Origin of the sequence: Streptomyces sp. NPDC097107, from assembly GCF_044762405.1 — a bacterium.
GTDB lineage: Bacteria > Actinomycetota > Actinomycetes > Streptomycetales > Streptomycetaceae > Streptomyces > Streptomyces thinghirensis.
In genome coordinates this window covers 92,324-118,504 of record NZ_JBIWEF010000001.1, presented here as the reverse complement: position 1 = coordinate 118,504, position 26,181 = coordinate 92,324, and the positions used below count along the sequence as shown (strand labels likewise).

The window sequence follows — 26,181 nt, the reverse complement described above, 5'->3', positions numbered from 1 at the left end:
CGCCTGTTGGGAGCCGCAATGACGCACCTCCGTAGCAAGCGCTTGCCGGGAACCGGCAGGACCCTGGCCGCCGTCCTCGGCCTGGTCGCCGCCCTGGCCCTCGGGACGGCCGGGGAGGCACAGGCCGGCCCGGCCCACGGGACGGGCTCACCCCGCCTCGCCGACAGGGCGCACGGCTTCGCCTCCCTCGCCGGCGGCACGACCGGCGGTGCGGGCGGCGAGGTCGTCACCGTCACCGACCAGGCCGCGCTGGCGAAGTACGCGGCGGCCGAGGAGCCGTACGTCATCCGGGTGGCGGGCTCGATCGCCGTCGCGCCCTTCGGCTCGGACATCGTGGTCGGCTCCGACAAGACGATCGTCGGCGTCGGCGACACGGGCGAGATCGTCCACGGCGAGCTGCACCTGAACCCCGGAACCCACAACGTGATCATCCGCAATCTCACCATCCGCGACAGCTACGTCGAGGGCGACTGGGACGGCAAGACCAGCGACTTCGACGCGATCCAGATGGACTCCGTCCACCACGTCTGGATCGACCACAACCGCCTCACGCGCATGGGCGACGGACTGCTCGACATCCGAAAGGACAGCGAGTACATCACCGTCTCCTACAACCGGTTCGAGAACCACAACAAGGCGCTCGGTATCGGCTGGACGGACAACGTCCGCACTCAGATCACCATCGATCACAACTGGTTCGCCGGCACGAAACAGCGCAATCCGTCCGCCGACAACTGCGCCTACGCGCACCTGTACAACAACTACCTCTCCGCGCAGGTGTCCGACGGCGACCCGCTGTGGACGTACGGGAACTGGGCGCGCGGCGCGACGCGGATGGTCATCGAGAACAGCTACTACGACGGGGTCCAGCACCCCTACCAGGCGGACGCCACCGCGGAACTGGTGCAGCGCGGGTCGGTCCTGAAGGACACGACCGGCCGGCACGACGCGTGGGGCGACGCCTTCGAGCCGCGCGACCTCTACGACTACCGGCTCGACCCGGCGGCCGCCGTCCCGGCCCTGGTCGAGCGCTTCTCCGGGCCGCGGAAGCAGCTCGGCACCCACTGAACCACCTACCGCACCACCCACTGACCCCCCCCACGTGTCAGCACGTTCACCGCTCCGTCGGATCCAGAAGAAGAGAGCCGATCAATGAAGACCAGCAATCGCAACAGCAGAAGGACAGGCGGGCGCCGGACCTCCGCCGCCGTAGCCCTGGGGGCCGTGCTCGCGCTGACCGCCACCGCCTGCGGTGACGACGGCAGCGGAGCGGGCGGTGACAAGGGTGCCGATGGCAGCGGCAAGGGAAAGATCGTCTTCTGGGACAACAACGGCGGTATCCGTACGGCCGTCTGGAAGGAGATCATCGCCGACTTCGAGAAGGCGAACCCGGACATCGACGTGGAGTACGTCGGGATCGCCGCCACCGAGTACCAGTCCAAGGTCGACACCGCCATCCAGGGCGGCGGCCTGCCGGACGTCGGCGGGGTCGGCGCGGCGATGCTCGCGGGCTTCTCGGCCCAGGACGCGCTGGAGCCGCTGGACAACCGGCTGACCGGGTCGTCCCTGAACGGCAGGGTCAACAAGGACATGATCGAGTCGCTGCGGGCCGCGGGCGGCGGCGACGGCCGGCTGTATTCGGTGCCGACCTCGGCCAACAACGGCGTCCTCTACTACCGCACCGACCTGTTCGACAAGGCGGGCCTGGAGGCGCCCACGAGCTGGGACGCCTTCTACACGGCCGCCGAGAAGCTCACGAACACGGGTGAGAACGAGTTCGGCTACACCATCCGCGGCGGTTCCGGCTCCATCGCCCAGGCGCTCGACGCGATGTACGGGCAGTCCGGCATCACCTCGTTCTGGGACGCCGGCAAGGAGAAGGCCACCGTCAACGACCCGAAGAACGTCGAGGCGCTGGAGAAGTACGCGGCCCTCTACAAGAAGGCCACGCCGGCCGCCGACGTCAACAACGACTTCGCCAAGATGGTCGCCCAGTGGGACTCCGGCACGATCGGCATGCTCAACCATAATCTGGGCTCCTACCAGGACCATGTGAAGGCGCTCGGCGTCGAGAAGTTCCGCGGTATCCCGCAGCCGGTCGGCGCCTCCGGCAAGCGGGTCCAGGTGTCCAACCCGGTCGACGGGCTCGGCCTGTTCAAGAGCTCCAAGAACAAGGACGCCGCCTGGAAGTTCGTCGAGTTCGCCACCTCGCACGCGCAGAACTCGAAGTTCAACGAGTCCGCGGGTCAGGTGCCGTCCAACACCGAAGCCGCGAAGGACGCGTGGATCCAGAAGGCGGAGCCGACGAAGCTGGCGGCCGAGGCGCTGAACGACGGCTCCACGACCATCGTCCAGCTGCCGTACTACCTGCCGGACTGGAACACGATCTCCAAGGCGGACAACGAGCCGAACCTCCAGAAGGTGATGCTCGGGAAGATGAGTGCGAAGGCGTTCCTGGACACGATGGCCGAGCAGCTCAACGAGGCGCAGGCCGAGTGGAACGAGCAGATGGGCCAGTAGGTCCCGGGTCCCGCCGTGGGGCGGTCCGTGGTTCGCGGGCCGCGGGCCGTCCCCGGCGGGGAACTGTCACTCCTCCCCCTCTCGAAAGGCACTCCGGCGTGTCACTCACCCGAAGACAAGTCACCGCGTCCGCCGTCGCCGCTCTGCCCCTGGCGTTCGCCGCCACCGGCACCGCCCGGGCCGGCGGACACCGCCCCCGCACCCTCCACATCGCAGGCGACTCCACCGCCGCGCAGAAGTACGCCGACGCCGCGCCCGAGACCGGGTGGGGGATGGCGCTGCCCTTCTTCCTCCGCAAGGGGCTCGGCGTCGCCAACCACGCCGTGAACGGCCGCAGTTCCAAGAGCTTCGTCGACGAGGGGCGGCTGGACGCCGTCCTGGACGCGGTCCGGCCCGGCGACCTCCTGCTCGTCCAGTTCGCCCACAACGACGAGAAGAAGGAGGACCCCACCCGCTACACCGAGCCCTGGACGACGTACCAGGACCACCTGCGGCTGTACGTCGACGGCGCACGGGCCCGCGGGGCGCGGCCGGTGCTGGCCACGCCCGTCGAGCGGCGGCGGTTCGACGCGGCGGGCGACGCGCGGCCCAGCCACGGGGAGTACCCGGCGGCGATGCGGGCGCTCGCGCGGCAGGAGGGCGTGGCGCTGCTCGACGTACAGGCGCTGTCGCTCGCGCTGTGGCAGCGGCTCGGCGTGGAGGGGACCAAGGCGTACTTCAACTGGACCGCCACCGAGCAGGACAACACCCACTTCAACCCGCCCGGCGCGATCGAGGTCGCCCGGCTCGTCGCGCGGGAGCTGCCGCGCACGCGGGTCCTGGCGCGCCGGGACGTGCGCAGGCTGGACGAGGAGATCCCGCAGTCCTGGATCGACTGGCCGGCGTCGGCCACCGCGTAGCACGTAGCACCCCCGAACCACGGAAAAGGGAGAGCCGCACCATGAACACACACGGATGGCATGCGCATGCCATGGGAAGAGCAGCCGCGCTGGTCGGCTGCACCGCCCTCGTACTGACCCTGGGCGCCACCACCGCGCAGGCCCGCCCCGGCCACCACCACCCCCGCGACACCGCCCGGCAGACCCTGCCGGCCAACGACGGCTGGGCCTCCCACGGCACCGGCACCACCGGCGGTGCCGCCGCCGACGCGGAGCACGTGTACACCGTCTCCACCTGGGCCGAGTTCAAGGCGGCCCTCACCGCCGGCGGCAGCGCGCCCAGGATCATCAAGGTGAAGGGCACGATCGACGCCGTCTCCGAGGGCTGCGACGCCTTCGCCGCGCCCGGCTACGACTTCGGCGCCTACCTGGAGAAGTACTCCCCGGAGAACTGGGGCCGGGAGACCGACCTGAGCACCGAGCCCGACGACAGTCCCGAAGGGCTGCGCCGTGCCTCAGCCGCCCGGCAGGACCAGGCGATCAAGGCGAACGTCCCCGCCGACACCACGATCATCGGCGTCGGGCGGAACGCCGGTATCAAGGGCGCCAGTCTCCAGATCAAGGGCGTCGACAACGTCATCGTCCGCAACCTGACCTTCGAGAGCCCCGTGGACTGCTTCCCGCAGTGGGACCCCACCGACGGCGACAAGGGCAACTGGAACTCCGAGTACGACAGCGCGGTCGTGTACGGCTCGACGCACGTGTGGCTGGACCACAACACCTTCACCGACGGCGAGCACCCCGACAGCGCGGCGCCCACCTACTTCGGCATGCTGTACCAGCAGCACGACGGCCAGCTCGACATCGTGCGCGGCGCCGACTACGTCACCGCCTCCTGGAACGTCTTCACCGAGCACGACAAGACGATCCTGATCGGCAACAGCGACGGCGAGTCCACCGCGGCCGGCGACCGCGGGCACCTGAGGACGACCTTCCACCACAACCTCTTCAAGGACCTCGTCGAGCGCGCGCCCCGGGTGCGCTTCGGACAGGTCGACGTCTACAACAACCACTTCGTGGCACGCGACGACTACGGCTACAGCTTCGGCGTCGGCAAGGAGTCCCAGCTCGTCGCCGAGCACAACGCCTTCACCCTGCCGGACGGCGTCAGTCCCGCGAAGGTGCTGAAGCGGTGGAACGACTCGCCGCTCACCGCCGCGCACAACCGCGTCAACGGCCGCTCCGCCGACCTGATCGCCGCGCACAACGCGGAGAACCCGGACACGCCGCTGCGGTCCGGCGCGGGCTGGACGCCCACCCTGCGCACCAAGGTCCTCCCGGCCTGGGCGGTCCCCCTCGTCGTCGACCACGGCGCGGGCGCCGGCCGCCTGCGCTGACGCCCCCATACCGAGGGCCGGGGCGCCCGCACCGCCCCGGCCCTCCCGCACCCCGCCACGTACGCGCACCCGAAGGAGCACCGGCATGCACCGACCCGCCCCGTCCCGCAGAGGGTTCCTCCTGACGACCGCCGGCGCGGGCGCCGCCCTCGGCCTCGCGGCCGGCCCCGCCGCCGCCGGTACCCGCCCGCGCCCGCGCCCCTTCGGCCGGTACGGCTCACCGGCCGCCCGCCGCACCCCGAAGACCCTGTACGTGGACCCGCACGGCCGCGGCGACTTCACCTCCGTCCAGGCCGCCGTGACCGCGGCCGAGGGCAGCGGCTGGACACTGGTCCTCGCCCCCGGCACCTACCGCGAGACGGTCTCCGTCGACGCCGACCGCACCGAGGCGACCTGGCTCGGCGCCTCCGAGGACCCGCGCGACACCGTCATCGTCTTCGACAACGCGGCCGGCACCCCGAGGCCCGACGGCTCCGGCACCTACGGCACCAGCGGCTCCGCCACCACGACCGTGCGGGCCGACGGCTTCACCGCCCGCCGGATCACCTTCGCCAACGACTGGCTGCGCGCCGACCACCCCGGCTTCACCGGCACCCAGGCCGTCGCCATCAAGGTCCAGGGCGACCGCTCGGCGTTCCACCACTGCCGCTTCCTCGGTCACCAGGACACCCTCTACGCCGACACCCGCGACCTCGGCCTCTTCGCCCGCCAGTACTACGCCCACTGCTACGCCGAGGGCGACGTCGACTTCGTCTTCGGCCGGGCGACGGCCGTGTACGAGGGCTGCCACTTCCGCACCCTGGTCCGCACCGACCTGACCGGAGCCCCCCACGGCTTCGTGTTCGCCCCGTCCACGGCGGGCGCCAACCCGCGCGGCTACCTCGTCACGCGCGGCCGCGTCAGCAGCGAGGCCCCCGACGGCTACTACAAACTGGCCCGCCCCTGGGTGCCCAGCTCCGACAGCACCGCCCGCCCGATGCTCACCGTGCGCGAGACCCACCTCGGCGCGGGCATCGACGCGGTCGCCCCCTACGCCGACATGCGGGACGCGCACCCCTGGCAGGAGCAGCGGTTCCGGGAGTACCGCAACACCGGACCCGGCGCCGCGGTCACCGTCCCGGAGAACCGGCCCCGGCTCACCCGCGCCGAGGCCGCGTCGCACACCCGGGAGGCGTACCTCGGCGACTGGCGGCCGTATGACCGCCGGAGGTGACCCGACGGACGACACCCCCGGCGTGCTGCCCGCCTTCCATCCGGCGCTCAAGGACGAACTGACCTTCCCGCTGGCCTGGGGCAGCTCGCCGGCCCGGGACTTCGAGGCGTGGCGGCGGGCGGCCCGCGCGACGGTCGAGGAACACCTCCTCGTCGACCGGCAGGACGACACCCCGTACGCCCCGGAGTTCACCGCCCGCTCGGACGGCGACGGATACACGCGGGAACTGGTCAGCCTCTCCCTCACCCGCTACGGGCGGGTCCGCGGCGCCCTGCTCACCCCGCACGGCGCCGGGCCCTTCCCCGCCGTCCTGCTCCTGCACGACCACGGCTCCCGCTTCGACATCGGCAAGGAGAAACTGGTCCGGCCCTGGTACGACGACTCCCGGCTCGCCGCCGCCGGGTACTGGGCGGACCGGCACTTCGACGGGCGCTTCCCCGGCGACGAACTGGCCCGGCGCGGGTACGTCGTGCTCTGTGCGGACGCCCTGGGCTGGGGCGACCGGGAACCGCTCACCTACACCCGGCAACAGGCCCTGGCCGGCAACCTCTTCCACCTCGGCAGTTCCCTCGCCGGGCTGCTGGCCCGCGAGGACGAGCGCGCCGCCGGCTTCCTGGCCTCCCTGGACCGCGTGGACGCCCGGCGGATCGCGGCCGCCGGCTTCTCCATGGGCGGCTACCGCGCCTGGCAGACCGCCGCCCTCAGCGACTCCGTCGCCGCCGCGGTGAGCGTGTGCTGGATGACCGGTCTGAAGGAGATGATGGTGCCCGGGAACAACACCCTGCGCGGGCAGTCGGCGTTCCACATGCTGCACCCCGGACTCGCCCGGCACCTCGACCTCCCCGACGTGGCGAGCATCGCCGCGCCCAGGCCGATGCTGTTCCTCGGCGGTGCACAGGACCACCTGTTCACCGCCGAGGGCGTGCGTACCGCCTACGACAGGCTGCGCGCCGTCTGGCACTCCCGGGGCGCCGCCGACCGGCTGCGCACCGAGACCTGGCCGGACGTCGGCCACGCCTTCCCGCGGCGCATGCAGGACGAGGCCTTCCGATGGCTGGAGTCGGTCATCGCCGCACCGGCCTGACCGACTCCAGGGCCGGCGGGCCGCGCTTCACGGCGGGCGACGGGATCGAACCTGTGGCCAGGAAGTAGTACGTGCCGTCGCCGGTCTGCTGTTACCGGCCGTCCGCGTACCGGCCGTCCGCGTACCGGCCGTCCGCGTACCGGCCGTCCGCGTACCGGCCGTCCGCGTACCGGCCGTCCGGGTCCGCGTACGGGCCGGGGAGGACCGGGCCGCGGGTGGGCACCGCCTCGACCGTCCAGGCGCGTTTCGTGCCGTCCGCGGCCGTCACCGTGTACGTCTGCGGTTTGCGGAAGTCGCGGCGCGTGCCGGACCTCGGGCTCACCGTCGCGCCCTCGCCGGCCCACAGCTTCGGGGCGAGGCTGCGCAGGTTCGCGCGGGGCTCCATCGGCAGGACGACCCTGCTCGTCTCCTCGCTGACGACCGCGTACCCTTTCTGGCCGCGTGCCGTGGCGTCCACGACCGACGCGGGACTGGCCGGGTAGGCGCCCAGCAGCCGGTCGTACTCCGCCTGTGTCACCGGGATCACCGCGCCGTGCCGCGGGCCGGCGGGCAGCCGGTAGTCGGTCGACGGCGTCCACTCGCCCGAGTCGAGGTCGGTGGTCTCGAAGGGGAGGTATCCGCGGCCGCCGTACTCGTCGACGAACAGGTACCACTTCTCCTCGGTGTTCGACTTGAACACCGCCGGCCCCTCGCCGCGGTCCATCGCGCCCCGGCCGATGCAGTCCGAGACGAAGTCGTACGAGGTGTCGGTCAGGGACGTCGACTTCTCGCCGGTGATGAACTTCGAGCAGGGCGAGCCGGAGGACGGGTCGCGCTCGTCCTTGGTGTAGCGGTAGTACGTGCCGTCGTGCTCGACGACCGTCGAGTCGATGACCGAGTAGCCCGGGTCGTTCCAGACCTTCGGCTCGCTGAAGGTGCGGAAGTCCTCGGTGGTCGCGTACAGCATCTTGTTGTACGTCGAACCGGTGTGGTCCGGGTCGTCGTCGGCGTAGAGCCTGGACGCCCAGAAGACGACGTACGCGTCCAGCTCGTCGTCCCAGTAGGCCTCCGGCGCCCACGTGTTGCCCGCGTTGTCCGGGGACACCTTCGCGAGGCGCTGGTCGGTCCAGTGGACCAGGTCGGTGGACTCCCACACCATGATCGACTTGCTGCCGTGCCGCTGGACCTCGTCCCAGCTGCCGCTGCTGTTCCGGTACATCCGCAGGTCGGTGGCGATCATGTAGAACCTGTCGCCCTCGGGCGAGCGGATCACGAACGGGTCGCGCAGCCCCTTCTCGCCGATCGTGGACGTCAGCACCGGCTCGCCGGCGTTCAGCTCGCGCCAGTGCAGGGCGTCGTTGCCGCGGCTGAGGGCGTAGCGGATCTGTTCGCCGTCGGCGGTGCCCTCGCCGGTGAAGTAGGCGAAGAGGTATCCCGCGTACTTCGGGGACCCGGCGGGGCTCGCGGGCGGTGCTCCCGGGTGTGCGGCGCCCGGCGGGGCGGCGAGCAGGGCGAGGAGGAGGGCGAGGAAGGGGACCAGAAGCGTGCGACGGGCGGTGTGGCGGCGCATGGCACTTCCTGTGGGAGTCTGAGGGGTTCTGTTGGATGATGTGCCCTCGGAGTGTCGCCGGTGGGAGTCGAGACGTCAACGGGACGGCAGGGGGCGGAAGTTTCCGGGCCGGGTCCGGTCCCCGGGAAGGGAACGCCCCCGCCGGTCGTCACCGGCGGGGGCGTTCGGCGGCCGGCCGAGTGGGGGCTCGGACGGCGCGCACCGGCCCGGGGGGCGGGCCGGCGGATCAGGGGTGGGCCCCGGCGGTCACTCGTAGGCGATGTCCGAGCCGGTGAAGTCGCACGTCCTGCCGTACGGGCCGACCGGTGAGAGCTTCTTGGGCTCCTTGCCGGTGTCGTTGCCCTCGAAGCGGACGCAGGTCTCGGCCTTCTTCCTGCCGTCACCGTGGACGCGGATGTTCCGCAGGGCCGCCGTGTCGCCGTAGTTCTGGTTGACGCCGACGATCGACTTACCGGGCGCGGTGATGTCCACGTCGTTGATGGTGATCGTGCGCCGGTACTGCTTGCCGCAGTTGCCGCAGGAGCGGACCAGCTTGCCGAAGTTCTCGACCCGGAACTTCGAGACGACGAGCTTGCCCGCGCCGTTGAACTGGAGCACCTTGTCGTCGGCGTTCCTCGCGCCGCCGCCGTACACCTTGTAGACCGCCGAGGCCGAGGTGCCCTTGAAGCTGGCGGCGTCCTCGCCGACGTCCAGCCACCACACGTTCTGCAGGGTGCAGGAGCCCTTGCAGTGGACGCCGTCGGCGGCCGGGGTGCCGATGACGACGTTCTTCAGCGTGGCGCCGTCCGCCAGCTCGAAGACCGGGTCCTGGCTCTCGTCCTGGCCGTCGCCGCCCAGGGCGCCGGTGCCGTAGAACTTCTTCATCCCGCCGTCGTACGTCCCCTTGACGGGGATCGTCGACGGGACGGGCTTGCTGCCGGTGTCCTCGGGCCAGGACGACGCGGCACCCGCGGTGGACAGCATCGTCGTGGTGACGATCGCCGCACCGGTGAGGCCGAAGGCAGCGGTTCCGGCGACCACCGCCCGCCGCTTGGTGACCCGGCGGCGGTGGCGGACGCGCTGTTCAGCTCGTGCAGTCATGCCCATGTTCCTTGCGTGGGGAAGAGGATCTTCGCGCTTCCTGGTCGCCACTGGTGAGGAAAGGGTTGCCGCGTCCTCAGACGTTTTTCACGACTCGGCCTGCACACGGCGGCTCCTCACGAACCTCCGCCGCGGGGAGCGAAGTCGCCCCGCACCGAGAGCCGTTCGGATCCGGTGGCGGCCGTCGCGGAGTAGCGGTCGCCACCCGCGTCCCGGGCGCCGCGCTCGTGGTCGTACTGGCCGGCGAACATCCACTCGCCCGCCGGGACCGTGCGGCCCCGCTTGAGCGTCCACCGGTGGACGAGGAAACCGTCCCGCTCCTCGACCGTGAACGTGAAGTCGTCCTCCGGCAGCGACCGCCAGGCACCGGTGGACGTGACCCCGCCGGTCTGCGCCACCACCAGCTCGACGGTGAGCGCGGTCAGCGGTTCACCGGTCTTCAGGGTGATGTTGCTCTGTGCCCAGAAGTCGTGGCTGTGCGGGTCCACCGAGCCGTCCGACCACAGCGGGCCGTCCTCGACGGCGGAGACGGACGGCCGGGCGGTCGCGCTCCCGGTCGCGGCCGGCGGCCGGGAGGAGGCGGGGGCGTCCGGGGTCCTCGTCCCGGGCGGGGCACTCGGCGTCGGGTCGGCCGGCGGGACGGGCGCCGGGCCGGTGGTGGCCTCCGGTGACGGCGCGGGGGTCGGCGAGGTGGCGACCGAACGCTGCGGGGGAGCGTCGTCCTCGAGCGCGGACGCGACCGCGTAGCCGCCGACCGCCAGAACGCCCGCCACCGCGGCCGTGGCACCGGCCACCCGCGCCCAGCCCGGCAACGGCGGACGCGTCGCCCCGTGGTGTCCGGGGCGGTCCCGGCCCCGGCCCGCCATGCCGCGCTCGACCCGGGCCAGGATGCGCGCCCGGTCGGGTCCGTGCGCCCCGGCCGCCTCGTGCAGCCGGGCGCGCAGTTCCTCGTCCACGTCCCGCCGCCCGGTCATCGGTTCCTCCCCGCGGCTCCACCGCTGCGCGCGATCGCCGCGTGCACCCGCTTCGGAACCGCCTGCGTGCCGAGCAACCGCTGCAGTTCGGCCATCGCCTTCGACGTCTGGCTCTTCACCGTACCCACCGAGACGCCCAGGGCGAGCGCCGTGTCCTTCTCGGAGAGGTCGAACGCGTGCCGCAGCACCACGCACGCCCGCTTGCGGAACGGCAGCCGGCGCAGCGCCTCCCGCACGTCGACCACGCCGGCGACGTCCGGGTCCTCCGTCCTCTCCTCGCGCTGCGCCCAGAACAGGGCGACCCGTCTGCGTTCTCGGACGGCGGCGCGGACGCGGGTGCGGGCGAGGTTGGCGACGACACCGCGCGCGTACGCCACCGGATGGTCGGCCGCGCGGAGCCGGTCCCAGCGGTGCCACAGGGCCAGCAGGGCGTCCGCCGCCAGGTCGTCGGCGGCGTCCGGCTCGCCGGTCAGCAGGTGGGCGAGGCGGGAGAGTTCGGCGTAGTGGCGCTCGAAGAAGGCGTGGAACTCCGCGGCGGCGGTGTCGTCGACGACTGTCCCCACGGCGGACTCTCCTCGCAGCGGCTTTCCCGGCGTCGAACAGCCGTGCGCCGGGCCCGGGTCCGGAACTGTAGCAGCGCTCGGCGCACCGACGGTGCGGTGCGTCGAACGCCGTATGGCGGACCGAACCGGCCCGGGGGCGTCAGCCCTTGAGCGCCGCCTCCATCATCGCCTTGGCCACCGGTGCCGCCAGGCCGTTGCCGCTGACCTCGGAACGGGCCGCGTCGGACTGCTCGACGACGACCGCCACGGCGACCTCCTTGTCCGACGTGTCGGACTTGGCGTACGAGGTGAACCAGGCGTACGGGGTCTTGCTGTTGTTCTCGCCGTGCTGGGCCGTGCCCGTCTTGCCGCCCACGGTCGCGCCGGAGATCTGCGCGTTCGACCCGGTGCCCTTGTCGACGACGGTCTCCATGGCCGACTGGAGCTGCTCGGCGGTGGACGAGGAGACGATCCGCTTCGAGTCCGGGTCGGTGTGGTCCTCCAGGACGTCGCCGCCGCTGTCGGTGATCTGCGACACCAGGTGCGGGGAGACCAGCTCGCCGCCGTTGGCGAGGGCCGCCGAGACCATCGCCATCTGGAGCGGGGTCGCCGTCACGTCGAACTGGCCGATGCCCGTCAGGGCCGTCGACGACCTGTTCATGTCCTTCGGGTACACGCTCGTGTAGGCGCGCACCGGCACGTCCTGCGACGCGTCGTTGAAGCCGAACTTCTCGGCCGTCGTCCGCAGCCTGTCCTGGCCGAGGTCGACGGCCATCTTCGCGAAGACGTTGTTGCACGAGTACCGCAGCGCGGTGCGGATCGTGGCGTCCTCGCAGGGCGCGTTCGGGTTCTCGTTGGTCAGGTCCGTCGTGGTGCCCGGCAGCGTGTACGGGGCCGGGCTGCCGGTCCTCTCGTCCACCGACCCGTACAGCCCGTCCTCCAGCGCGGCGGCCGCCACCACCAGCTTGAACGTCGAGCCCGGCGGCAGCGGCTGGCGCAGCGCGCGGTTGGTCAGCGGCTTGTCGGGGTCGCTGGTGAGCTTCTCCCAGGCCTCACCGGCGGTGTTGGCGTCGGTCAGCGACGTCGGGTCGTACGACGGGGTCGACACGACCGACAGGATCCGGCCCGTCTTCGGGTCGACGGCGACGGCGGCGCCCTTGGTCTCGCCCAGCGCGTCGAACCCGGCCTTCTGCACCTCCGGGTCGATCGTCGTGACCACGTTGCCCGGCTCGGCCCGCGTGCCGGTGATCGTGTCCAGCACCGTCTTCAGCCGCGGGTCGGTGCCGTTGAGCACGTCCTGGTAGACGCCCTCCAACTGCGTCGGCGCGTACGCCTGCGAGGCGTAGCCCGTCACGGCCGCGTACAGCCTGCCCTCGTCGTAGGTGCGTTTGTGGGCGAGGTCACCGTCCTTTGTCGGCGCCGAGCCGGTGATCGACCGGCCGGCCACGATGATGTTCCCGAGCGGCTCCGCGTACGTCTCGATCGCGTTCCGCCGGTTTTCCCTGTCGTCCGCGAGTGCGCGGCCCTCGTAGAACTGCACCCAGGTCGCCCTGATCAGCAGAGCGAACACCAGGAGCAGCGTGAGGACCGAGGCACGCCTGATCGTCTTGTTCATCCCGCCGAGAGGACGAACGGGCGGGAGCGAATCGTTCCGTCCGCCCCGGTTTCTCATCTTCCGTTCATGGAGCGGGCTTGGCGAAGCCCGCCTCGTAGGCCCGGATCACCGCCTGGGTGCGGTCCCGCGCCGGTCTTCGCGAGTACCGACGCGACCTGGGTCTTCACCGTGGCGGGCCCCACCCGCATGCGCTCGGCGATCTCCGCGTTGGTCAGCCCGGTCGCCATCAGGCGCAGCACCTCGCCCTCGCGTTCGGTGAGCCGCGCCACCCAGGCCGGCGGGGCGGGGTTCGCGCGCGCGTGCTCGGCGGCCAGCGTCCGTACCGCCGCCGGGAACAGCAGCGTGTCGCCGTGCGCCACCAGCCGTACGGACTGGACGAGGGTGTCGGCGTCGGCGCGCTTGAGCAGGAAGCCGGCGGCTCCGGCGGGCAGCGCGTCGTAGACGTAGGAGTCGTTCTCGAAGGTGGTCACGACCACGATGCGGGGCGGTGCGTCGAGCGTGGCGAGGATCTGCTCGGTGGCGCGGATGCCGTCGACCTCGGGCATGCGGACGTCCATGAGGACCACGTCCGGCCGGGCCTCCCGTACGACGGAGACGGCCTCGGCCCCGGTGGCGGCCTCTCCGGCGACCTCCATGTCCGGCTCGGCGGACAGGATGGCGCGCAGGGCGCCACGGACCATGCGCTCGTCGTCGGCGAGGACGATCCGGATCGGCGGGCGGGTCACGCGGTGTCTTTCGGGCGGGGCATGCGGTCTCCTTCGGGCGGGTCACGCGGTGTCCTTCGGGCGGGTCACGCGGTGTCCTTCGGGCGGGGCATGCGGTGTCTTTCGGGCGGGTCACGCGGCGTCTTTCGGGCGGGGCATGCGGTCTCCTTCGGGCGGGTCACGCGGCGTCTTTCGGGCGGGTCACGCGGCGTCTTTCGCGTAAGTCTCACGGTCTCGTCCGGGCGGGGTCGTACGGCTTCCTTCAGCTCCCTTCAGCGGCAGTCGTACGTGGAGCCGCCACGTCCCCTCGACGTCGCCCGCCTCCGCCGCGCCGCCCAGCAGACGGGCCCGGTCGGCGATGCCCCGCAGGCCGTGGCCGCCACCGGGGCGCCGCGACGCGTCTCCGGTTCCGCCGGCCTCGCCCAGAGGGTTCTCGACGGTGATCCGCAGGTGATCGTCCAGCACGTCGACGCGGAGCGCCACGGTGATCTCTCCGCCCGCGTGCCTGAGCGCGTTGCTCAGCCCCTCCTGCACGATGCGGTACGCCTCGCGGGAGAGCAGCGGCGGCAGCGCCTCCGGATCGGTGGCGACGGTGGCCGTCACCCGCAGTCCGCCCGCGCGGGTGCGGCGCAGCCACGCCGGCACCCGCAGGCCCCACGGCCGGGTCAGCATCAGCGCCGGCACGATCAACAGCTGTCCAGCAGCAGGGTGAGCCCGTTGGCCGCGATCATGGTGGCCCGGTGGTCCAGCAGGACGCTGCCTTCCGGCATCCCGGCCCGACTCCCCGCGATCCAGGCGACCTTGAGCCCGACGTACGGCAGGCAGGCGAGGACGGCGACCGCCCGCAGCAGCGGGCGGGCCCGGGTGGTACCGGGTGATGCGGTGACCGGGGAGGGGGCGAGCGTCTGCGTCATGCCTCCACGCTCCCGCGCGGGCACCCCGGGCGCCTCCTGCGCAGCGACGATCCGGCTCCGCCGCGCGGCGGAGCCGGTCAGCCCGCGAGGTGGAGCCGGTCAGCCCGCGAGGTGGAGTACGACCTCGTCGATCTCCTCGCCCCGGGCAGGGGCGAACCCCCGGGCGTGGGCGCTCTCCTCGAAGCCGCACTTCTCCAGGACCCGCAGCGACCCGGTGTTGTCCGCCGCCGCCCGCGCGTACAGCGGACGGTCCGGCACCTCGGCCAGCAGGACCCGCAGCGCCGCCGTGGCCACGCCCCGGCCCCAGTAGGCCCGGTCCACCCAGTACGTCACCTCGCGCTCGCCCGGCTCCCCGTACACCGCCGCGCTGCCGATGACGTCGCCGTCGCCGAGGATCGTCCGCACGACGTCGACCGAGGCCCGGATCTTCCTCCAGTGGGTCTCGAAGGCGTCCCAGTCCGCCGGATCCTCGGGGGTGAAGGCCGCCATGCGCAGGGCCTCCGGATCGTTCATCTGCCGGAAGAAGACGGGCAGATCACTGTCGTGTACCTCGCGCAGAGCGATGTGCATGGAGTCAGAGCCTACGCGTGGCCAGCGTCAGCCGGTCCCGCGCGTCGAACAGCGCGTCCTTCACCATCTGCTCGTGCGCGGGTGTCAGCCGCGCCACCGGCACCGAGCAGCTGATCGCGTCCCGCGCGGGGGTGCGATAGGGGACCGCCACGCCGAAGCAGCGCAGTCCCAGCGTGTTCTCCTCGCGGTCCACGGCGAAGCCCTGGTCCCGCACCTGGTGCAGCTCCTCGATGAGCTTCTCCCGGTCGGTGATCGTGTGCTCGGTCAGCGCGGGCAGCGTCTGCGGGAGCAGCTTGCGGACCTGCTCGTCGGTGTACGTGCTCAGCAGCGCCTTGCCCAGCGACGTCGAGTGCGCGGGCAGCCGGCGGCCGACCCGGGTGAACGGCCGCAGGTAGTGCTGCGACTGGCGGGTGGCGAGGTAGACGACGTTGGTGCCGTCCAGGCGCGCGAGGTGGATGGTCTCCGTGGTGTCGTCGGAGAGCCGGTCCAGCGTCGGCCGCGCCGCCGCGACCACCTCGTCGCCGTCGATGTACGACGTGCCGACCAGCAGCGCCCGTACGCCGATGCCGTACCGCGTGCCGGTCGCGTCCGTCTCCACCCAGCCCAGCTCCACCAGCGTGCGCAGGAGCATGTAGAGACTGGACTTGGGGTAGCCGACGGCCTCCTGGACCGACGCGAGGGTGTGCATACCGGGGCGTCCGGCGAAGTACTCGAGCAGTTCAACCGTCCGCACCGCGGACTTGACCTGCGCTCCGCCCCCCGTCTCGACAGCCGACATCGACCTTGACCCCTTCGTTCGACGAGAAGCTGAAGTTATAGTCTCCAACAGCAAATTCATCATCAGAGACGGCGTTCAGTATATCGAACGAGTCGCTGGTGAACGAGTCCGATGCAGAGCACGTTCCGATGCAGAGCACGTGGAGGGACCCGCGGTGGCAGCAGCACCAGTCTGGAGTGTCGACCCCCGTACCGGGAAGCAGCGTGAACAGGTCGCGGTGGAAGCCACGGCCCGGGAGGTGGACGCCGCCGTCCGCGCCGCCCACGCCGCCCGGGACGCGCTCGCCGACCGTACCGTCCGCGCGGCGTTCCTGCGTACCGCCGCCGACGAGCTGAAGGCGGCCGAGAGCACCCTCGTCGAGGCGGCCGACGCGGAGACCGCGCTCGGCCCGGTCCGGCTCACCGGCGAACTCGCCCGCACCTGCTACCAGCTGCGGGCCTTCGCCGACATCGTCGACGAGGGCGAGTTCCTCGGCGTCGTCGTCAACCACCCCGACGACACCGCGACCCCGCCCGTCCCGGACCTGCGCCGCTACAAGGTGCCCCTCGGCGTCGTCGCCGTCTACTCGGCGTCCAACTTCCCCTTCGCCTTCTCCGTCCCCGGCGGTGACACGGCGAGCGCGCTCGCGGCCGGCTGCCCGGTCGTCGTCAAGGCCCACCCCGACCACCCGGCCCTGTCCGAGCTGGTCGCCAGGGTGCTGCGTCGCGCCGCCGCCCGGCACGACATCCCGGACGGGGTCGTCGGCCTGGTGCACGGCTTCGAGGCCGGCGTCGAACTCATCAGGCACCCGCTGGTCGCGGCGGCCGGCTTCACCGGGTCCGTCCGCGGTGGCCGCGCCCTGTTCGACGCCGCGGCCGCGCGTCCGGTCCCGATCCCCTTCCACGGCGAACTGGGCTCGCTGAACCCGGTCGTCGTCACGGAGGCGGCGGCCGCCGAGCGGGCGGAGGCGATCGGCGCCGGTCTGGCCGGTTCGATGACGCTGGGCGTCGGCCAGTTCTGCGTGAAGCCCGGCCTGGTCCTGGTGCCGTCGGGCGCCGCCGGTGACGGGCTGGTCAAGTCCCTCACGGACGCGGTCAGCGACACCGACGCCGGCGTGCTGCTCGACCACCGCATGCGGGACAACTTCGTCGCCGGCGTCGCCGAGCGCGCGGCGCTGCCCGACGTGGACTCCCCGGTGACGCCGGGCTCGGGCGGCGAGCACACCGTCGCCGCCGGGTTCCTGACCGTGCCGGCCGGGCGGCTGGCGGCGGGGGGCGAGCACGACCTGCTCCTGGAGGAGTGCTTCGGGCCGGTCACCGTGGTGGCCCGCTACGAGGACGAGACCGAGGTGCGGGGCGTGCTGTCCCGGCTCCCGGGCAACCTCACGGCGACCGTGCAGCTCTCCGCCGAGGAGGCGGCGGGCGAGGGACGCGGGGCGGAGATCCTCGCGGAGCTGACGCCGCTCGCGGGGCGGGTGCTGGTCAACGGCTGGCCGACCGGTGTCGCCGTGGCGGCGGCTCAGCAACACGGAGGGCCGTACCCGGCCACGACCTCGACGTCCACGTCGGTGGGCGGTACCGCGATCGAGCGGTGGCTGCGGCCGGTCGCGTACCAGAACACGCCGGAGGCGTTGCTTCCCGCGGAGCTGCGGGACGGGAACCCGCTGGGGCTGCCTCGTCGGTTCAACGGGGTTCTGGAGCGGTAGGGCCATGGATCTCGAACTCCCCGAACTGCCTTTCCCCCTCCGCCCGCACGGCCCCGACAGCAGCTGGTCCTACGAGGACGGCGTCCTCACCGGATCGGCCGGCCCCCGGCAGGACCGGTTCGTGCCGCCGACGGGGGAGGCGCTGGAGCCCGCCTCCGACGCGCCCCGGCTGCTGGGCGCCCCCGACGGGGACTTCCAGCTGATCGCCCGTGTCACGGTCGGGTTCAACGGCGCCTTCGACGCCGGGGTCCTCTACGTCCACGTCGGCGAGCGGGCCTGGGCGAAGCTGTGCCTGGAGTACTCCCCGGACGTGCCCACCGTCTGCACGGTGGTCACCCGGGGGCACTCCGACGACTGCAACTCCTTCACGGTGGAGGGAAGTTCCGTCTGGCTGCGGGTCAGCCGCACCGGGCGGGCCTTCGCCTTCCACGCCTCCCTCGACGGCGAGCGCTGGACCTTCGTCCGGCTGTTCACCCTGGGCGACGAGAAGGAGACCGGCGCGGCGCTGGTCGGCTTCCTGGCGCAGGCGCCGACGGGGGAGGGGTGCGTGGTGACGTACGACCACCTGGAGTTCCGGCCGGCCTGGCCGGCGGACCTGCGCGACGGCGGCTGACGCGACCGGAGGGGTCTTCGCCCGGCATGACCCAGGCGTGGGGCGGGCGCACGCACCTGAAGCCGGTCGACGGCGGGGGTGCGGAGACGTGCGGTCCCGACGGCTGTGCGGTGCCGGGGGCCGAGAGCTCCAGGTGAGGGCCCGTACATAAGCGTTGCTTGGAGGAACCGCGTAGAAATACGCGATGGACGGGGAGGACGAGGGGCCGCACAGTGGTGCCATGGAGAGCTTCGAGAACCTCGTCCGTGCCGAGTTCGCCCCGAGGACCACGTACCTGAACACCGCCAGTACCGGCCTGCTTCCCGCCCGGACCCTCGTCGCGATGCGTGACGCGGCGGCGTCCGCGGCGGAGGGGCAGCCGCTCGACATGTTCGCCGACGTCGAGGCGTGCCGGTCCGCCTTCGCCCGGCTCGTGGGGGTGCCCGCCACCCGGGTCGCGGCCGGCGCCTCGGTCGCCACGTTCAGCGGGCTCGTCGCCGCCTCGTTGCCCGCGGGTGCCGAAGTCCTCACCGCGGAGGCCGACTTCAGCTCTCTGGTGAACCCCCTGCACACGCGCGGTGACCTGAAGGTGCGCAGCGTGCCGCTGGAGCGGATCGCCGAGTCGGTCGGCCCGGACACCGCGCTCGTCGCGGTCAGTGCCGTGCAGTCCGCCGACGGACGGATCGCCGACCTCGCGGCGCTGCGGGACGCCGCCCGGGCGCACGGCGCGCGGACGCTGGTCGACGCCTCCCAGTCCAACGGGTGGCTGCCGCTGGCCGCCGGCGACTTCGACTACGTGGCCGCCGTGGCCTACAAGTGGGTGCTCTCTCCCCGGGGCGTCGCCTTCCTCGTCGTACCGGAGGACTTCGGCGGACTCACACCGCTGTTCGCCGGGTGGGCGTCGGGAGAGCGTCCCTGGGACAGCTGCTACGGACCCGTCGAGGAACTCGCGCACTCCGCACGGCGCTTCGACGAGAGCCCGGCCCTCTTCTCCTACACCGGTGCCCGGCACTCCCTGGCCCTGATCGAGGAGCTGGGCGTGGACGCCGTGCACGCCCACGACACCGGCCTCGCCGACCGGTTCCGGCAGGGGGTGCGCTCGCTCGGCCACGAGCCGGTGCCCGCGCCGGGCTCCGCGATCGTGTCCGTGCCCGGACTCGGCCACCGGCAGGGCGAGCTGGGCCGGGCCGGCGTCCAGGTCTCGGACCGGGCGGGCAATCTGCGGGCCGCGTTCCACGTGTACAACTCGGCGGCGGACGTCGACCGGTTGCTGGACGTGCTGGCGGACTGAGACGGCCGGTCCGGGACGGCCGGTCCGGGACGGCATCGGGCAGGGGCCTCCCGTCCCACACGAAAAGGCCCCTGCCCGAGTTCAGTTGCGGGTCACTTCACCGGAGTGAAGTCCCGCGCGCCGATGAACTCCGGCCGACGGATCGGTGCCGCGAACGGCTCGACGGCGGTGTTCTCCACGCTGTTGAACACGATGAACACGTTGCTGCGCGGGAACGGCGTGATGTTGTCGCCCGACCCGTGCATGCAGTTGCAGTCGAACCAGGTCGCCGATCCGGCCTTGCCGGTGAACAGCTTGATGCCGTACTCCGAGGCCAGCTTCGTCAGGGCCTCGTCGGACGGCGTCCCCGCGTCCTGCATCATCAGGGACTTCTTGTAGTTGTCCTTCGGCGTGGCCCCCGCGCACCCGAGGAACGTCTTGTGCGACCCCGGCATGATCATCAGACCGCCGTTGGTGTCGTAGTTCTCGGTGAGCGCGATCGAGACCGAGATCGTCCGCATGTTCGGCAGGCCGTCCTCGGCGTGCCAGGTCTCGAAGTCCGAGTGCCAGTAGAAGCCGCTGGCCCCGAAACCCGGCTTGACGTTGATCCGGGACTGGTGGACGTAGACGTCCGAGCCGAGGATCTGCCGGGCCCGGCCGACCACCCGCTCGTCGCGAACCAGCTTCGCGAACACCTCGCTGATCTTGTGCACCTCGAAGACCGAGCGGATCTCCTTGGACTGCGGCTCCACGATCGAGCGCTCGTCCGCGCGGATGGCCGGGTCGGTGGTGAGCCGCTCCAGCTCGCGCCGGTAGACGTCGACCTCGTCCGGCCCGATGAGCTGGTCGATGGCGAGGAAGCCGTCGCGGTCCAGGGACTGCAGGTCACCGGCCGAGACGGGACCGGGCGTGTCCGGGGAGCCCCAGACGACCGGGTCCTGCCGGGGAGTCGCCACCTCGGTGGCGCCGCGGGTGGGATAGAGATCGGTGACGTTCGTGGTCGTGGTCACGATGACTCACACCTCCTCGGTGAGCAGCGGGTAGACGCCGTTCTCGTCGTGATCCTCCCGTCCGGTCACGGGCGGGTTGAAGACGCAGAGGCAGTGGAAGTCCTCCTTGACCTTGAGCGTGTGCCGCTCATGGCCGTTGAGGAGGTACATCGTGCCCGGCGTGATGGTGTACGTCTTCCCCGTCTCGCGGTCGGTCAACTCGGCTTCGCCCTTGGTGCAGACGACGGCCTCGATGTGGTTCGCGTACCACATCGACGTCTCCGTACCCGCGTACAGAATCGTCTCGTGCAGGGAGAAGCCGACCTTCTCCTTCGCGAGGACGATGCGCTTGCTCTCCCAGGTGCCGGACGCCGATTTCACGTGCCGGTCGGTGCCTTCGATCTCCTTGAACGAACGGACGATCACGGTGTTGCGATGCCTCCTAGGTGAAGGGTGTGCAAGGGTCCCCGGCGCCTTCGGCCGCACGGGCCGAAGGCGCCGGAAGCAGTGGTGGTGTCAGGCGGTCTCGCGCACGGCCCGCGCGAGGGTCTTCATGCCCTCGTCCAGCTCGTCGGGCGTGATGGTGAGCGCCGGGAGCAGCTTGACGACCTCGCTCTCGGGGCCGGACGTCTCGATGAGCAGCCCCAGCTCGAAGGCGCGCTTGGCGATCCGGCCCGCACGGTCCTTGTCGTGGAACTCCAGGCCCCAGACCAGGCCGCGGCCGCGGTACTCCTTGACGTCGGCGAGGTTCTCCTCGGTGATGGCGATCATGTGCTGCTCGACCTGCTCGCCGCGGGCGCGGGTCTGCTTCTCCATCGCCGACCCGTCGGCCCAGTACGCCTCCAGCGTGGCGGTCGCCGTGACGAAGGCGGGGTTGTTGCCGCGGAAGGTGCCGTTGTGCTCGCCCGGCTCCCAGACGTCCAGCTCGGGCTTGAACAGGGTCAGCGCCATGGGCATGCCGTAGCCGCTGATGGACTTGGAGACGGTGACGATGTCCGGCGTGATGCCCGACTCCTCGAAGGAGAAGAAGGCGCCGGTACGGCCGCAGCCCATCTGGATGTCGTCGACGATGAGCAGCATGTCCTGGCGCTGGCACAGCTCGGACAGCGCGCGCAGCCACTCGGGCCGGGCGACGTTGATGCCGCCCTCGCCCTGCACGGTCTCGACGATCACGGCGGCCGGCTTGTTGAGGCCGGAGCCCTGGTCCTCCAGCAGTCGCTCGAACCACAGGAAGTCCTCGACGGTGCCGTCGAAGTAGTTGTCGAACGGCATCGGGGTGCCGTGCACCAGCGGGATGCCGGCGCCGGCCCGCTTGAAGGCGTTGCCGGTCACGGCGAGCGAGCCCAGCGACATGCCGTGGAAGGCGTTGGTGAACGACACGATCGACTCGCGCCCCTTCACCTTCCGTGCCAGCTTCAGCGCGGACTCCACGGCGTTGGTGCCCGTCGGGCCCGGGAACATGACCTTGTACGGCAGGTCACGCGGACGCAGCACCAGGTTCTGGAACGTCTCCAGGAAGCGGCGCTTGGCGGTGGTCGACATGTCGAGACCGTGCGTGACGCCGTCGCGCTCCAGGTAGTCGATCAGCGCGCGTTTCAGGACGGCGTTGTTGTGCCCGTAGTTGAGCGAGCCCGCTCCGGCGAAGAAGTCGAGGTACTCGTGGCCGTCCTCGTCGTACATGCGGCTGCCGAGCGCACGGTCGAAGACGGTGGGCCAGCCGCGGCAGTAGCTGCGCACCTCGGACTCGACGGTCTCGAAGACACTGAGGTCGGGCTGGGTGATGGTCACGACGAATCGCTCCTCGTTGGGTGAGGGTGGGAGAGGAAGGTCGTACGGATCCGGGGGACCGGTGCGGTCCCGGCCGGGAAGTCTGGGGGCCGGACGGCCAGGGGTGCCCGGCCGTGCGGGAGGCCGGTCGGTCAGCCGGCGGTCGCGGACAGCGGGCCGATGCGGTACAGGACCTCGGGCTCGTGCGGCCCGTCGGGGAAGAGGTCCGTGTCGAACAGCACCTCGCGCTCCAGTCGGGCGCCGTGCCGCTCGGCGAACGAGGTGAACAGTCGCTGGGAAGCGGTGTTGTCGGGCGAGATCGTGGTCTCGAGGGTGGTCAGTCCCAATTCCGCGACGGTCCGGGCGGCCAGTCCGTCGAGCAGGGCGGCGGCCAGCCTTCGACCACGGTACGCCTCGTCGACCGCCACCTGCCACACGAGCAGCGTGTCCGGCCGGTCCGGGCGTACGTATCCGGTGACGAAGCCGACCGGCACCCCGTGCCCGTCCCGGGCGACGGCCGACGTGGCGGCGAAGTCCCGGCACCAGAGCAGATAGCTGTAGGACGAGTTCAGGTCGAGGACCTTCGAATCCCTCGCTATCCGCCACAGGGCGGCCCCGTCGGCCACTCTCGGACGGTCGATTTGCAGGTCTGCTTGCGCGGCAGTCATGCAAATTAAATTTACCCAGCGAAATTCAAAATTGCATCGCCGGATGGGGTTACGTATGGACGCGTTCTGTGTTATCACGCGTGCGCGTGCTTCCGCGCGAGAAGGCGGCGTTATGTCGGGGTTTGACCGGGTCATACGCCACGAAACGGTCAGCATGTGGATCGGGTCACAATCGCGTAACCCGTGCGAGACGTGCCCGAAATGCGAGGATCGAGGTTCGTGAAATCTTTGTGTTTAGGTCCCCGGAAAGCGGGCAGAAGAATACGGGAAGCTGTGCTGAGTGTAATTACTTAATTCTGTTTGTGTGAGCTTCGGGAATTCCGCTGAATTCATGCTTCCGAGAGGTCGGGTCCGGTCGGCCGGTCCCAGGCGTCCTCGACGGCTCGCCGAGCCGCCTCCAGGTCGGCCTTCAGCCCCTGCTCGGCCAGCGCGGCACCCAGTGCCGCCAGGCAGCCCTGCACGGCCCCGCGCGTCGCGTCCGGACCGTAGTGGTTGACGCGGATCATCTCCGCGGCCAGCGCGCCCCCGCCCGCGGCCAGCGGCAGCGCCGGGTCGGACTCCAGGGCCCGGGCCACCAGCCCGGACGCGTCGACGCCCGCCGGCGCCCGCAGCGTCGTCGCGACCGGCGCCGCGTCCTCGGCCTCGTACACGTACGGCTCCAGACCGCCGCCCAGTGCGAGCGCGCCGGCCCGCGTGGCCGCCGCCGCCGACGCGTGCCGCGCCATCACCGTCCCGAGGCCCTCCGCCTCGACGCGCTCCACGCACGCCTCCAGCGCGAGCATCTCCAGCTGCGCCGGCGCGTGCAGCAGCGCCTTGCGCCCACCGTCGATCCAGCGCTCCTTCCAGTCCAGCAGCGAGAGGTACGACCGGCGCGGCGCCCTGGGGTTCGCGGCCATCCGCGCCCACGCCCGCTCGCTCACCGACACCGCCGACACGCCGGCCGGGCCGCCCATCGCCTTCTGCGCGCCGATGACGCACAGGTCGACGCCCCAGGCGTCCGGCAGCACCGGCTCGGCGCCCACGGAGGCCACGGCGTCCAGGTAGAACAGCGCGCCGTGCGCCCGCACCACCTCGCCGATCTCCGCGACCGGGTTGGTGTTCCCGGTCGCGGCCTCGGCGTGCACCAGGGACACGAAGTCGATCTCCGGGTGCTCGGTGAAGGCCTGACGGATCCGCTCGGCGGAGACGGCCGTGTGGAACGGCACGGAGAGGTCGTGCACGATCGCGCCGCAGTCCCGCAGCCAGTTCCCGAAGGTCTGCCCGTACGGCCCCGTCACGACGTTCAGCGCCACGGTGCCCGGCCCCGCGGCGGCGCGGATGGCGCCCTCCAGCGGCAGCAGTGCCTCGCCCTGCATGATCACGACGTCCTGGCCGGTGCCGAGCAGGCGCGCGACCCGGTCCTCGATCGCGGCGAAACGGCCGGCGCTCAGCGGGGCGAGGTCCAGGAAGGGGTGGGTCACTGTGCTGCTCTCTTCGCTCACGGGCAGGTGTACGGCACGTACGGACTCGAGAGTAACCACGGCCCCTGCCGCCACTCGCGCCGGAGGGCATCCGTTGCGACACCCCCACGCCCGGAATTGTGGCTTCCGCCACAGCGATGGTGATCGTCCGGCTGATGGACTCGGGCCTGTGTCCGTTCTCCTGCTGCTCGTCCTCGTCGCGGTCGTGACCGCCGTCGTCCTCGCCCGCCGCCCCGGGACGTACGCCGGCCCCGCCCCCGAGGCGTTCGCGGCCGCTCCCGCGCCCGTCCGCCCCGGCGGGGGCTTCCGCGTGCTGGCGGGGTGTGCCGGTGCGGCGGCCGCCCTGCTGTACGTCTGGGGCGCGCTGTGCGTGGGGTTCGCGGTCACGGAGGCGGAGGACGGCGGCACGGGCTCCGCGCCGATGGGGCCCTGCCGTACCGGCGTGTCCCCGGAGCTGTCCGAGCGGGTGATCGACTACGACGCCTCCCTCCTGCCCCTCGGCTTCCGCTGCGAGACCGCCGACGGTGACGGCTACGACTCCGCCGACATTCCCGGCTACGCCAACCCCGGCGTCGCCGTCCTGGCCCTGACCGCCGTGGCGGGCGCCGTCGCGGCCGGGTACACGACCGAGCTCCGCGCCCGCGCCGCCACTCGCGAGGGCGGCCGGTGACCGGGCCTTCGAACACCCCGCGGCACCGGTCTAGGGTGCGGGACATGAGCGATCGCACGGTGCTGCACGTCAAGGGTCGGGTGCTCGTCGGGCCGCGGGACGAGGACGTCCGCGACGAGCTGTGGGTGATCGACGGCCGGATCTCGTACGACCGCCCCGCCGGGGCCGCCGACGTCCGCACCGTCGAGGGCTGGGCGCTGCCCGGCCTGGTCGACGCGCACTGCCACGTCGGCCTGGACCAGCACGGGGCGGTTCCCGAGGACGTCGCGGAGAAGCAGGCGCTGACCGACCGCGAGGCGGGCACCCTCCTCATCCGCGACGCGGGCTCCCCCTCCGACACCCGCTGGATCGACGACCGCGAGGACCTGCCGAAGATCATCCGGGCCGGCCGGCACATCGCCCGCACCCGCCGCTACATCCGCAACTACGCCTGGGAGGTCGAGCCCGACGACCTCGTCGCCTACGTCGCCCAGGAGGCCCGGCGCGGGGACGGCTGGGTGAAGCTGGTCGGCGACTGGATCGACCGCGACCTCGGCGACCTGTCCGCCTGCTGGCCCCGCGGCGCCGTCGAGGCGGCCATCGCGGAGGCTCACCGGCTGGGTGCCCGCGTCACCGCGCACTGCTTCGCCGAGGACTCCCTGCGCGACCTGGTCGAGGCCGGCATCGACTGCGTCGAGCACGCCACGGGCCTGACGGACGACACCATCCCGCTCTTCGCCGAGCGGGGCGTCGCCATCGTGCCCACCCTCGTCAACATCGCCACCTTCCCCGCGCTGGCCGACGGCGGCGAGTCCCGCTTCCCGCGCTGGTCGGCCCACATGCGCCGGCTCCACGAACGCCGCTACGACACCGTACGGAGCGCCTACGACGCCGGGATCCCGGTCTTCGTCGGCACCGACGCGGGCGGCTCCCTGGCCCACGGCCTGGCGGCGGCCGAGGTCGCGGAACTGGTCACCGCCGGCATCCCGCCAGTCGAGGCGCTCGCCGCGACGACCTGGGCCGCCCGGAGCTGGCTCGGGCGTCCCGGCCTGGACGAGGGTGCGCCGGCGGACCTGGTGGTGTTCGACGAGGACCCGCGCGCGGACGTGCGCGTGCTCGCCGCTCCGCGCCGGGTGGTGCTGAACGGGCGGGTCGTCGGTTAGCCGACGCGGGTGAGGCCGGGGAACAACCGTGCCCGGAGATTCGAATAGGCACGCGGAAACCCCACGAAGGGGTGAAGTGCCCCGGGATCGCTGACGGTTCGGTGTGCGCGGGGACATTCTT

Annotated in this window: 22 protein-coding genes and 4 pseudogenes; 11 read left to right on the top strand and 15 right to left on the bottom strand. The window is 71.8% G+C overall.

The annotated features are described in order from the left end of the window. Positions 1 to 18: 18 nt before the first annotated feature. The 6 genes and pseudogenes from ACIQ1J_RS00595 to ACIQ1J_RS00570 form a co-directional block, all read left to right on the top strand. A pseudogene (locus tag ACIQ1J_RS00595) lies at positions 19 to 1,062 on the top strand (polysaccharide lyase family 1 protein); the annotation flags it as partial. A 90-nt stretch (positions 1,063 to 1,152) separates the two neighbouring features. Further along, positions 1,153 to 2,520 (top strand): ABC transporter substrate-binding protein, encoded by a 1,368-nt coding sequence (locus ACIQ1J_RS00590; RefSeq protein WP_403552870.1) that lies wholly within the window; start codon positions 1,153 to 1,155, stop codon positions 2,518 to 2,520. Between the two features lie 98 nt (positions 2,521 to 2,618). Beyond that, positions 2,619 to 3,419, top strand: a complete 801-nt coding sequence (locus ACIQ1J_RS00585) for a rhamnogalacturonan acetylesterase (protein ID WP_403552868.1) — start codon at positions 2,619 to 2,621, stop codon at positions 3,417 to 3,419. Between the two features lie 41 nt (positions 3,420 to 3,460). After that, positions 3,461 to 4,795, top strand: coding sequence for a polysaccharide lyase family 1 protein (locus ACIQ1J_RS00580; protein ID WP_403552866.1), 1,335 nt, complete (start codon positions 3,461 to 3,463; stop codon positions 4,793 to 4,795). 85 nt (positions 4,796 to 4,880) lie between these two features. Then, positions 4,881 to 6,008, top strand: a complete 1,128-nt coding sequence (locus ACIQ1J_RS00575) for a pectinesterase family protein (RefSeq protein WP_403552864.1) — start codon at positions 4,881 to 4,883, stop codon at positions 6,006 to 6,008. After that, entirely contained in the window at positions 5,992 to 7,092 is a 1,101-nt protein-coding gene (locus ACIQ1J_RS00570; RefSeq protein ID WP_403552862.1) for a dienelactone hydrolase family protein, read from the top strand. The genes ACIQ1J_RS00575 and ACIQ1J_RS00570 overlap by 17 nt, the downstream gene beginning before the upstream one ends. Positions 7,093 to 7,243: 151 nt before the next feature. Here the strand turns inward: ACIQ1J_RS00570 and ACIQ1J_RS00565 are convergent. The 10 genes and pseudogenes from ACIQ1J_RS00565 to ACIQ1J_RS00520 all read right to left on the bottom strand — a co-directional run. Next, positions 7,244 to 8,641, bottom strand: a pseudogene (locus ACIQ1J_RS00565) (family 43 glycosylhydrolase); the annotation flags it as partial. A gap of 246 nt (positions 8,642 to 8,887) precedes the next feature. After that, entirely contained in the window at positions 8,888 to 9,721 is an 834-nt protein-coding gene (locus ACIQ1J_RS00560; protein WP_403552861.1) for a pectate lyase, read from the bottom strand. 116 nt (positions 9,722 to 9,837) lie between these two features. After that, positions 9,838 to 10,695 carry a hypothetical protein gene (locus ACIQ1J_RS00555; RefSeq protein ID WP_403552859.1) on the bottom strand — a complete coding sequence of 286 codons (858 nt, stop codon included), beginning with the start codon at positions 10,693 to 10,695 and terminating at the stop codon, positions 9,838 to 9,840. Further along, positions 10,692 to 11,258: a SigE family RNA polymerase sigma factor gene (locus ACIQ1J_RS00550; RefSeq protein ID WP_210963295.1), complete on the bottom strand. Its 567-nt coding sequence runs from the start codon at positions 11,256 to 11,258 to the stop codon at positions 10,692 to 10,694. The genes ACIQ1J_RS00555 and ACIQ1J_RS00550 overlap by 4 nt, the downstream gene beginning before the upstream one ends. A gap of 139 nt (positions 11,259 to 11,397) precedes the next feature. Beyond that, positions 11,398 to 12,852 carry a peptidoglycan D,D-transpeptidase FtsI family protein gene (locus tag ACIQ1J_RS00545; protein ID WP_403552857.1) on the bottom strand — a complete coding sequence of 485 codons (1,455 nt, stop codon included), beginning with the start codon at positions 12,850 to 12,852 and terminating at the stop codon, positions 11,398 to 11,400. A gap of 64 nt (positions 12,853 to 12,916) precedes the next feature. Further along, positions 12,917 to 13,577: pseudogene (locus tag ACIQ1J_RS00540) on the bottom strand (response regulator). A gap of 180 nt (positions 13,578 to 13,757) precedes the next feature. Then, positions 13,758 to 14,189, bottom strand: a pseudogene (locus ACIQ1J_RS00535) (sensor histidine kinase); the annotation flags it as partial. 53 nt (positions 14,190 to 14,242) lie between these two features. Beyond that, positions 14,243 to 14,470: a hypothetical protein gene (locus tag ACIQ1J_RS00530; RefSeq protein ID WP_403552855.1), complete on the bottom strand. Its 228-nt coding sequence runs from the start codon at positions 14,468 to 14,470 to the stop codon at positions 14,243 to 14,245. Between the two features lie 99 nt (positions 14,471 to 14,569). Then, positions 14,570 to 15,040: a GNAT family N-acetyltransferase gene (locus ACIQ1J_RS00525; RefSeq protein ID WP_403552854.1), complete on the bottom strand. Its 471-nt coding sequence runs from the start codon at positions 15,038 to 15,040 to the stop codon at positions 14,570 to 14,572. 4 nt (positions 15,041 to 15,044) lie between these two features. After that, entirely contained in the window at positions 15,045 to 15,818 is a 774-nt protein-coding gene (locus tag ACIQ1J_RS00520) for an IclR family transcriptional regulator (RefSeq protein WP_210964196.1), read from the bottom strand. A 154-nt stretch (positions 15,819 to 15,972) separates the two neighbouring features. On the opposite strand from ACIQ1J_RS00520, the gene ACIQ1J_RS00515 reads away from it, so the two are divergent. From ACIQ1J_RS00515 to ACIQ1J_RS00505, 3 genes are all read left to right on the top strand, one after another. Next, the gene (locus ACIQ1J_RS00515; RefSeq protein ID WP_403552852.1) at positions 15,973 to 17,502 is read left to right on the top strand and encodes an aldehyde dehydrogenase (NADP(+)); all 1,530 of its coding nucleotides are present in this window, start codon (positions 15,973 to 15,975) and stop codon (positions 17,500 to 17,502) included. Positions 17,503 to 17,506: 4 nt separating this feature from the next. Continuing rightward, positions 17,507 to 18,115 carry a DUF1349 domain-containing protein gene (locus ACIQ1J_RS00510; RefSeq protein ID WP_403552850.1) on the top strand — a complete coding sequence of 203 codons (609 nt, stop codon included), beginning with the start codon at positions 17,507 to 17,509 and terminating at the stop codon, positions 18,113 to 18,115. A 184-nt stretch (positions 18,116 to 18,299) separates the two neighbouring features. Further along, the gene (locus ACIQ1J_RS00505; protein ID WP_403552848.1) at positions 18,300 to 19,385 is read left to right on the top strand and encodes an aminotransferase class V-fold PLP-dependent enzyme; all 1,086 of its coding nucleotides are present in this window, start codon (positions 18,300 to 18,302) and stop codon (positions 19,383 to 19,385) included. A 92-nt stretch (positions 19,386 to 19,477) separates the two neighbouring features. Here ACIQ1J_RS00505 and thpD read toward each other — a convergent pair whose 3' ends face one another. From thpD to ACIQ1J_RS00480, 5 genes are all read right to left on the bottom strand, one after another. Next, positions 19,478 to 20,377, bottom strand: a complete 900-nt coding sequence (gene thpD, locus ACIQ1J_RS00500) for an ectoine hydroxylase (RefSeq protein WP_210964200.1) — start codon at positions 20,375 to 20,377, stop codon at positions 19,478 to 19,480. Between the two features lie 3 nt (positions 20,378 to 20,380). Continuing rightward, on the bottom strand, positions 20,381 to 20,779 hold the full coding sequence (locus ACIQ1J_RS00495) for an ectoine synthase (protein WP_121746346.1): 399 nt from the start codon (positions 20,777 to 20,779) through the stop codon (positions 20,381 to 20,383). 90 nt (positions 20,780 to 20,869) lie between these two features. Beyond that, entirely contained in the window at positions 20,870 to 22,141 is a 1,272-nt protein-coding gene (gene ectB / locus ACIQ1J_RS00490) for a diaminobutyrate--2-oxoglutarate transaminase (RefSeq protein WP_210964192.1), read from the bottom strand. A 131-nt stretch (positions 22,142 to 22,272) separates the two neighbouring features. Further along, positions 22,273 to 22,788: a diaminobutyrate acetyltransferase gene (gene ectA / locus ACIQ1J_RS00485; RefSeq protein WP_121746344.1), complete on the bottom strand. Its 516-nt coding sequence runs from the start codon at positions 22,786 to 22,788 to the stop codon at positions 22,273 to 22,275. Between the two features lie 329 nt (positions 22,789 to 23,117). Further along, on the bottom strand, positions 23,118 to 24,248 hold the full coding sequence (locus tag ACIQ1J_RS00480; protein ID WP_403553770.1) for a pyridoxal-phosphate-dependent aminotransferase family protein: 1,131 nt from the start codon (positions 24,246 to 24,248) through the stop codon (positions 23,118 to 23,120). A 169-nt stretch (positions 24,249 to 24,417) separates the two neighbouring features. On the opposite strand from ACIQ1J_RS00480, the gene ACIQ1J_RS00475 reads away from it, so the two are divergent. Both ACIQ1J_RS00475 and ACIQ1J_RS00470 read left to right on the top strand, forming a co-directional pair. Beyond that, positions 24,418 to 24,918, top strand: coding sequence for a hypothetical protein (locus ACIQ1J_RS00475; protein WP_403552844.1), 501 nt, complete (start codon positions 24,418 to 24,420; stop codon positions 24,916 to 24,918). 44 nt (positions 24,919 to 24,962) lie between these two features. Beyond that, positions 24,963 to 26,060: an amidohydrolase family protein gene (locus ACIQ1J_RS00470; RefSeq protein ID WP_210964190.1), complete on the top strand. Its 1,098-nt coding sequence runs from the start codon at positions 24,963 to 24,965 to the stop codon at positions 26,058 to 26,060. Positions 26,061 to 26,181: the final 121 nt, after the last annotated feature.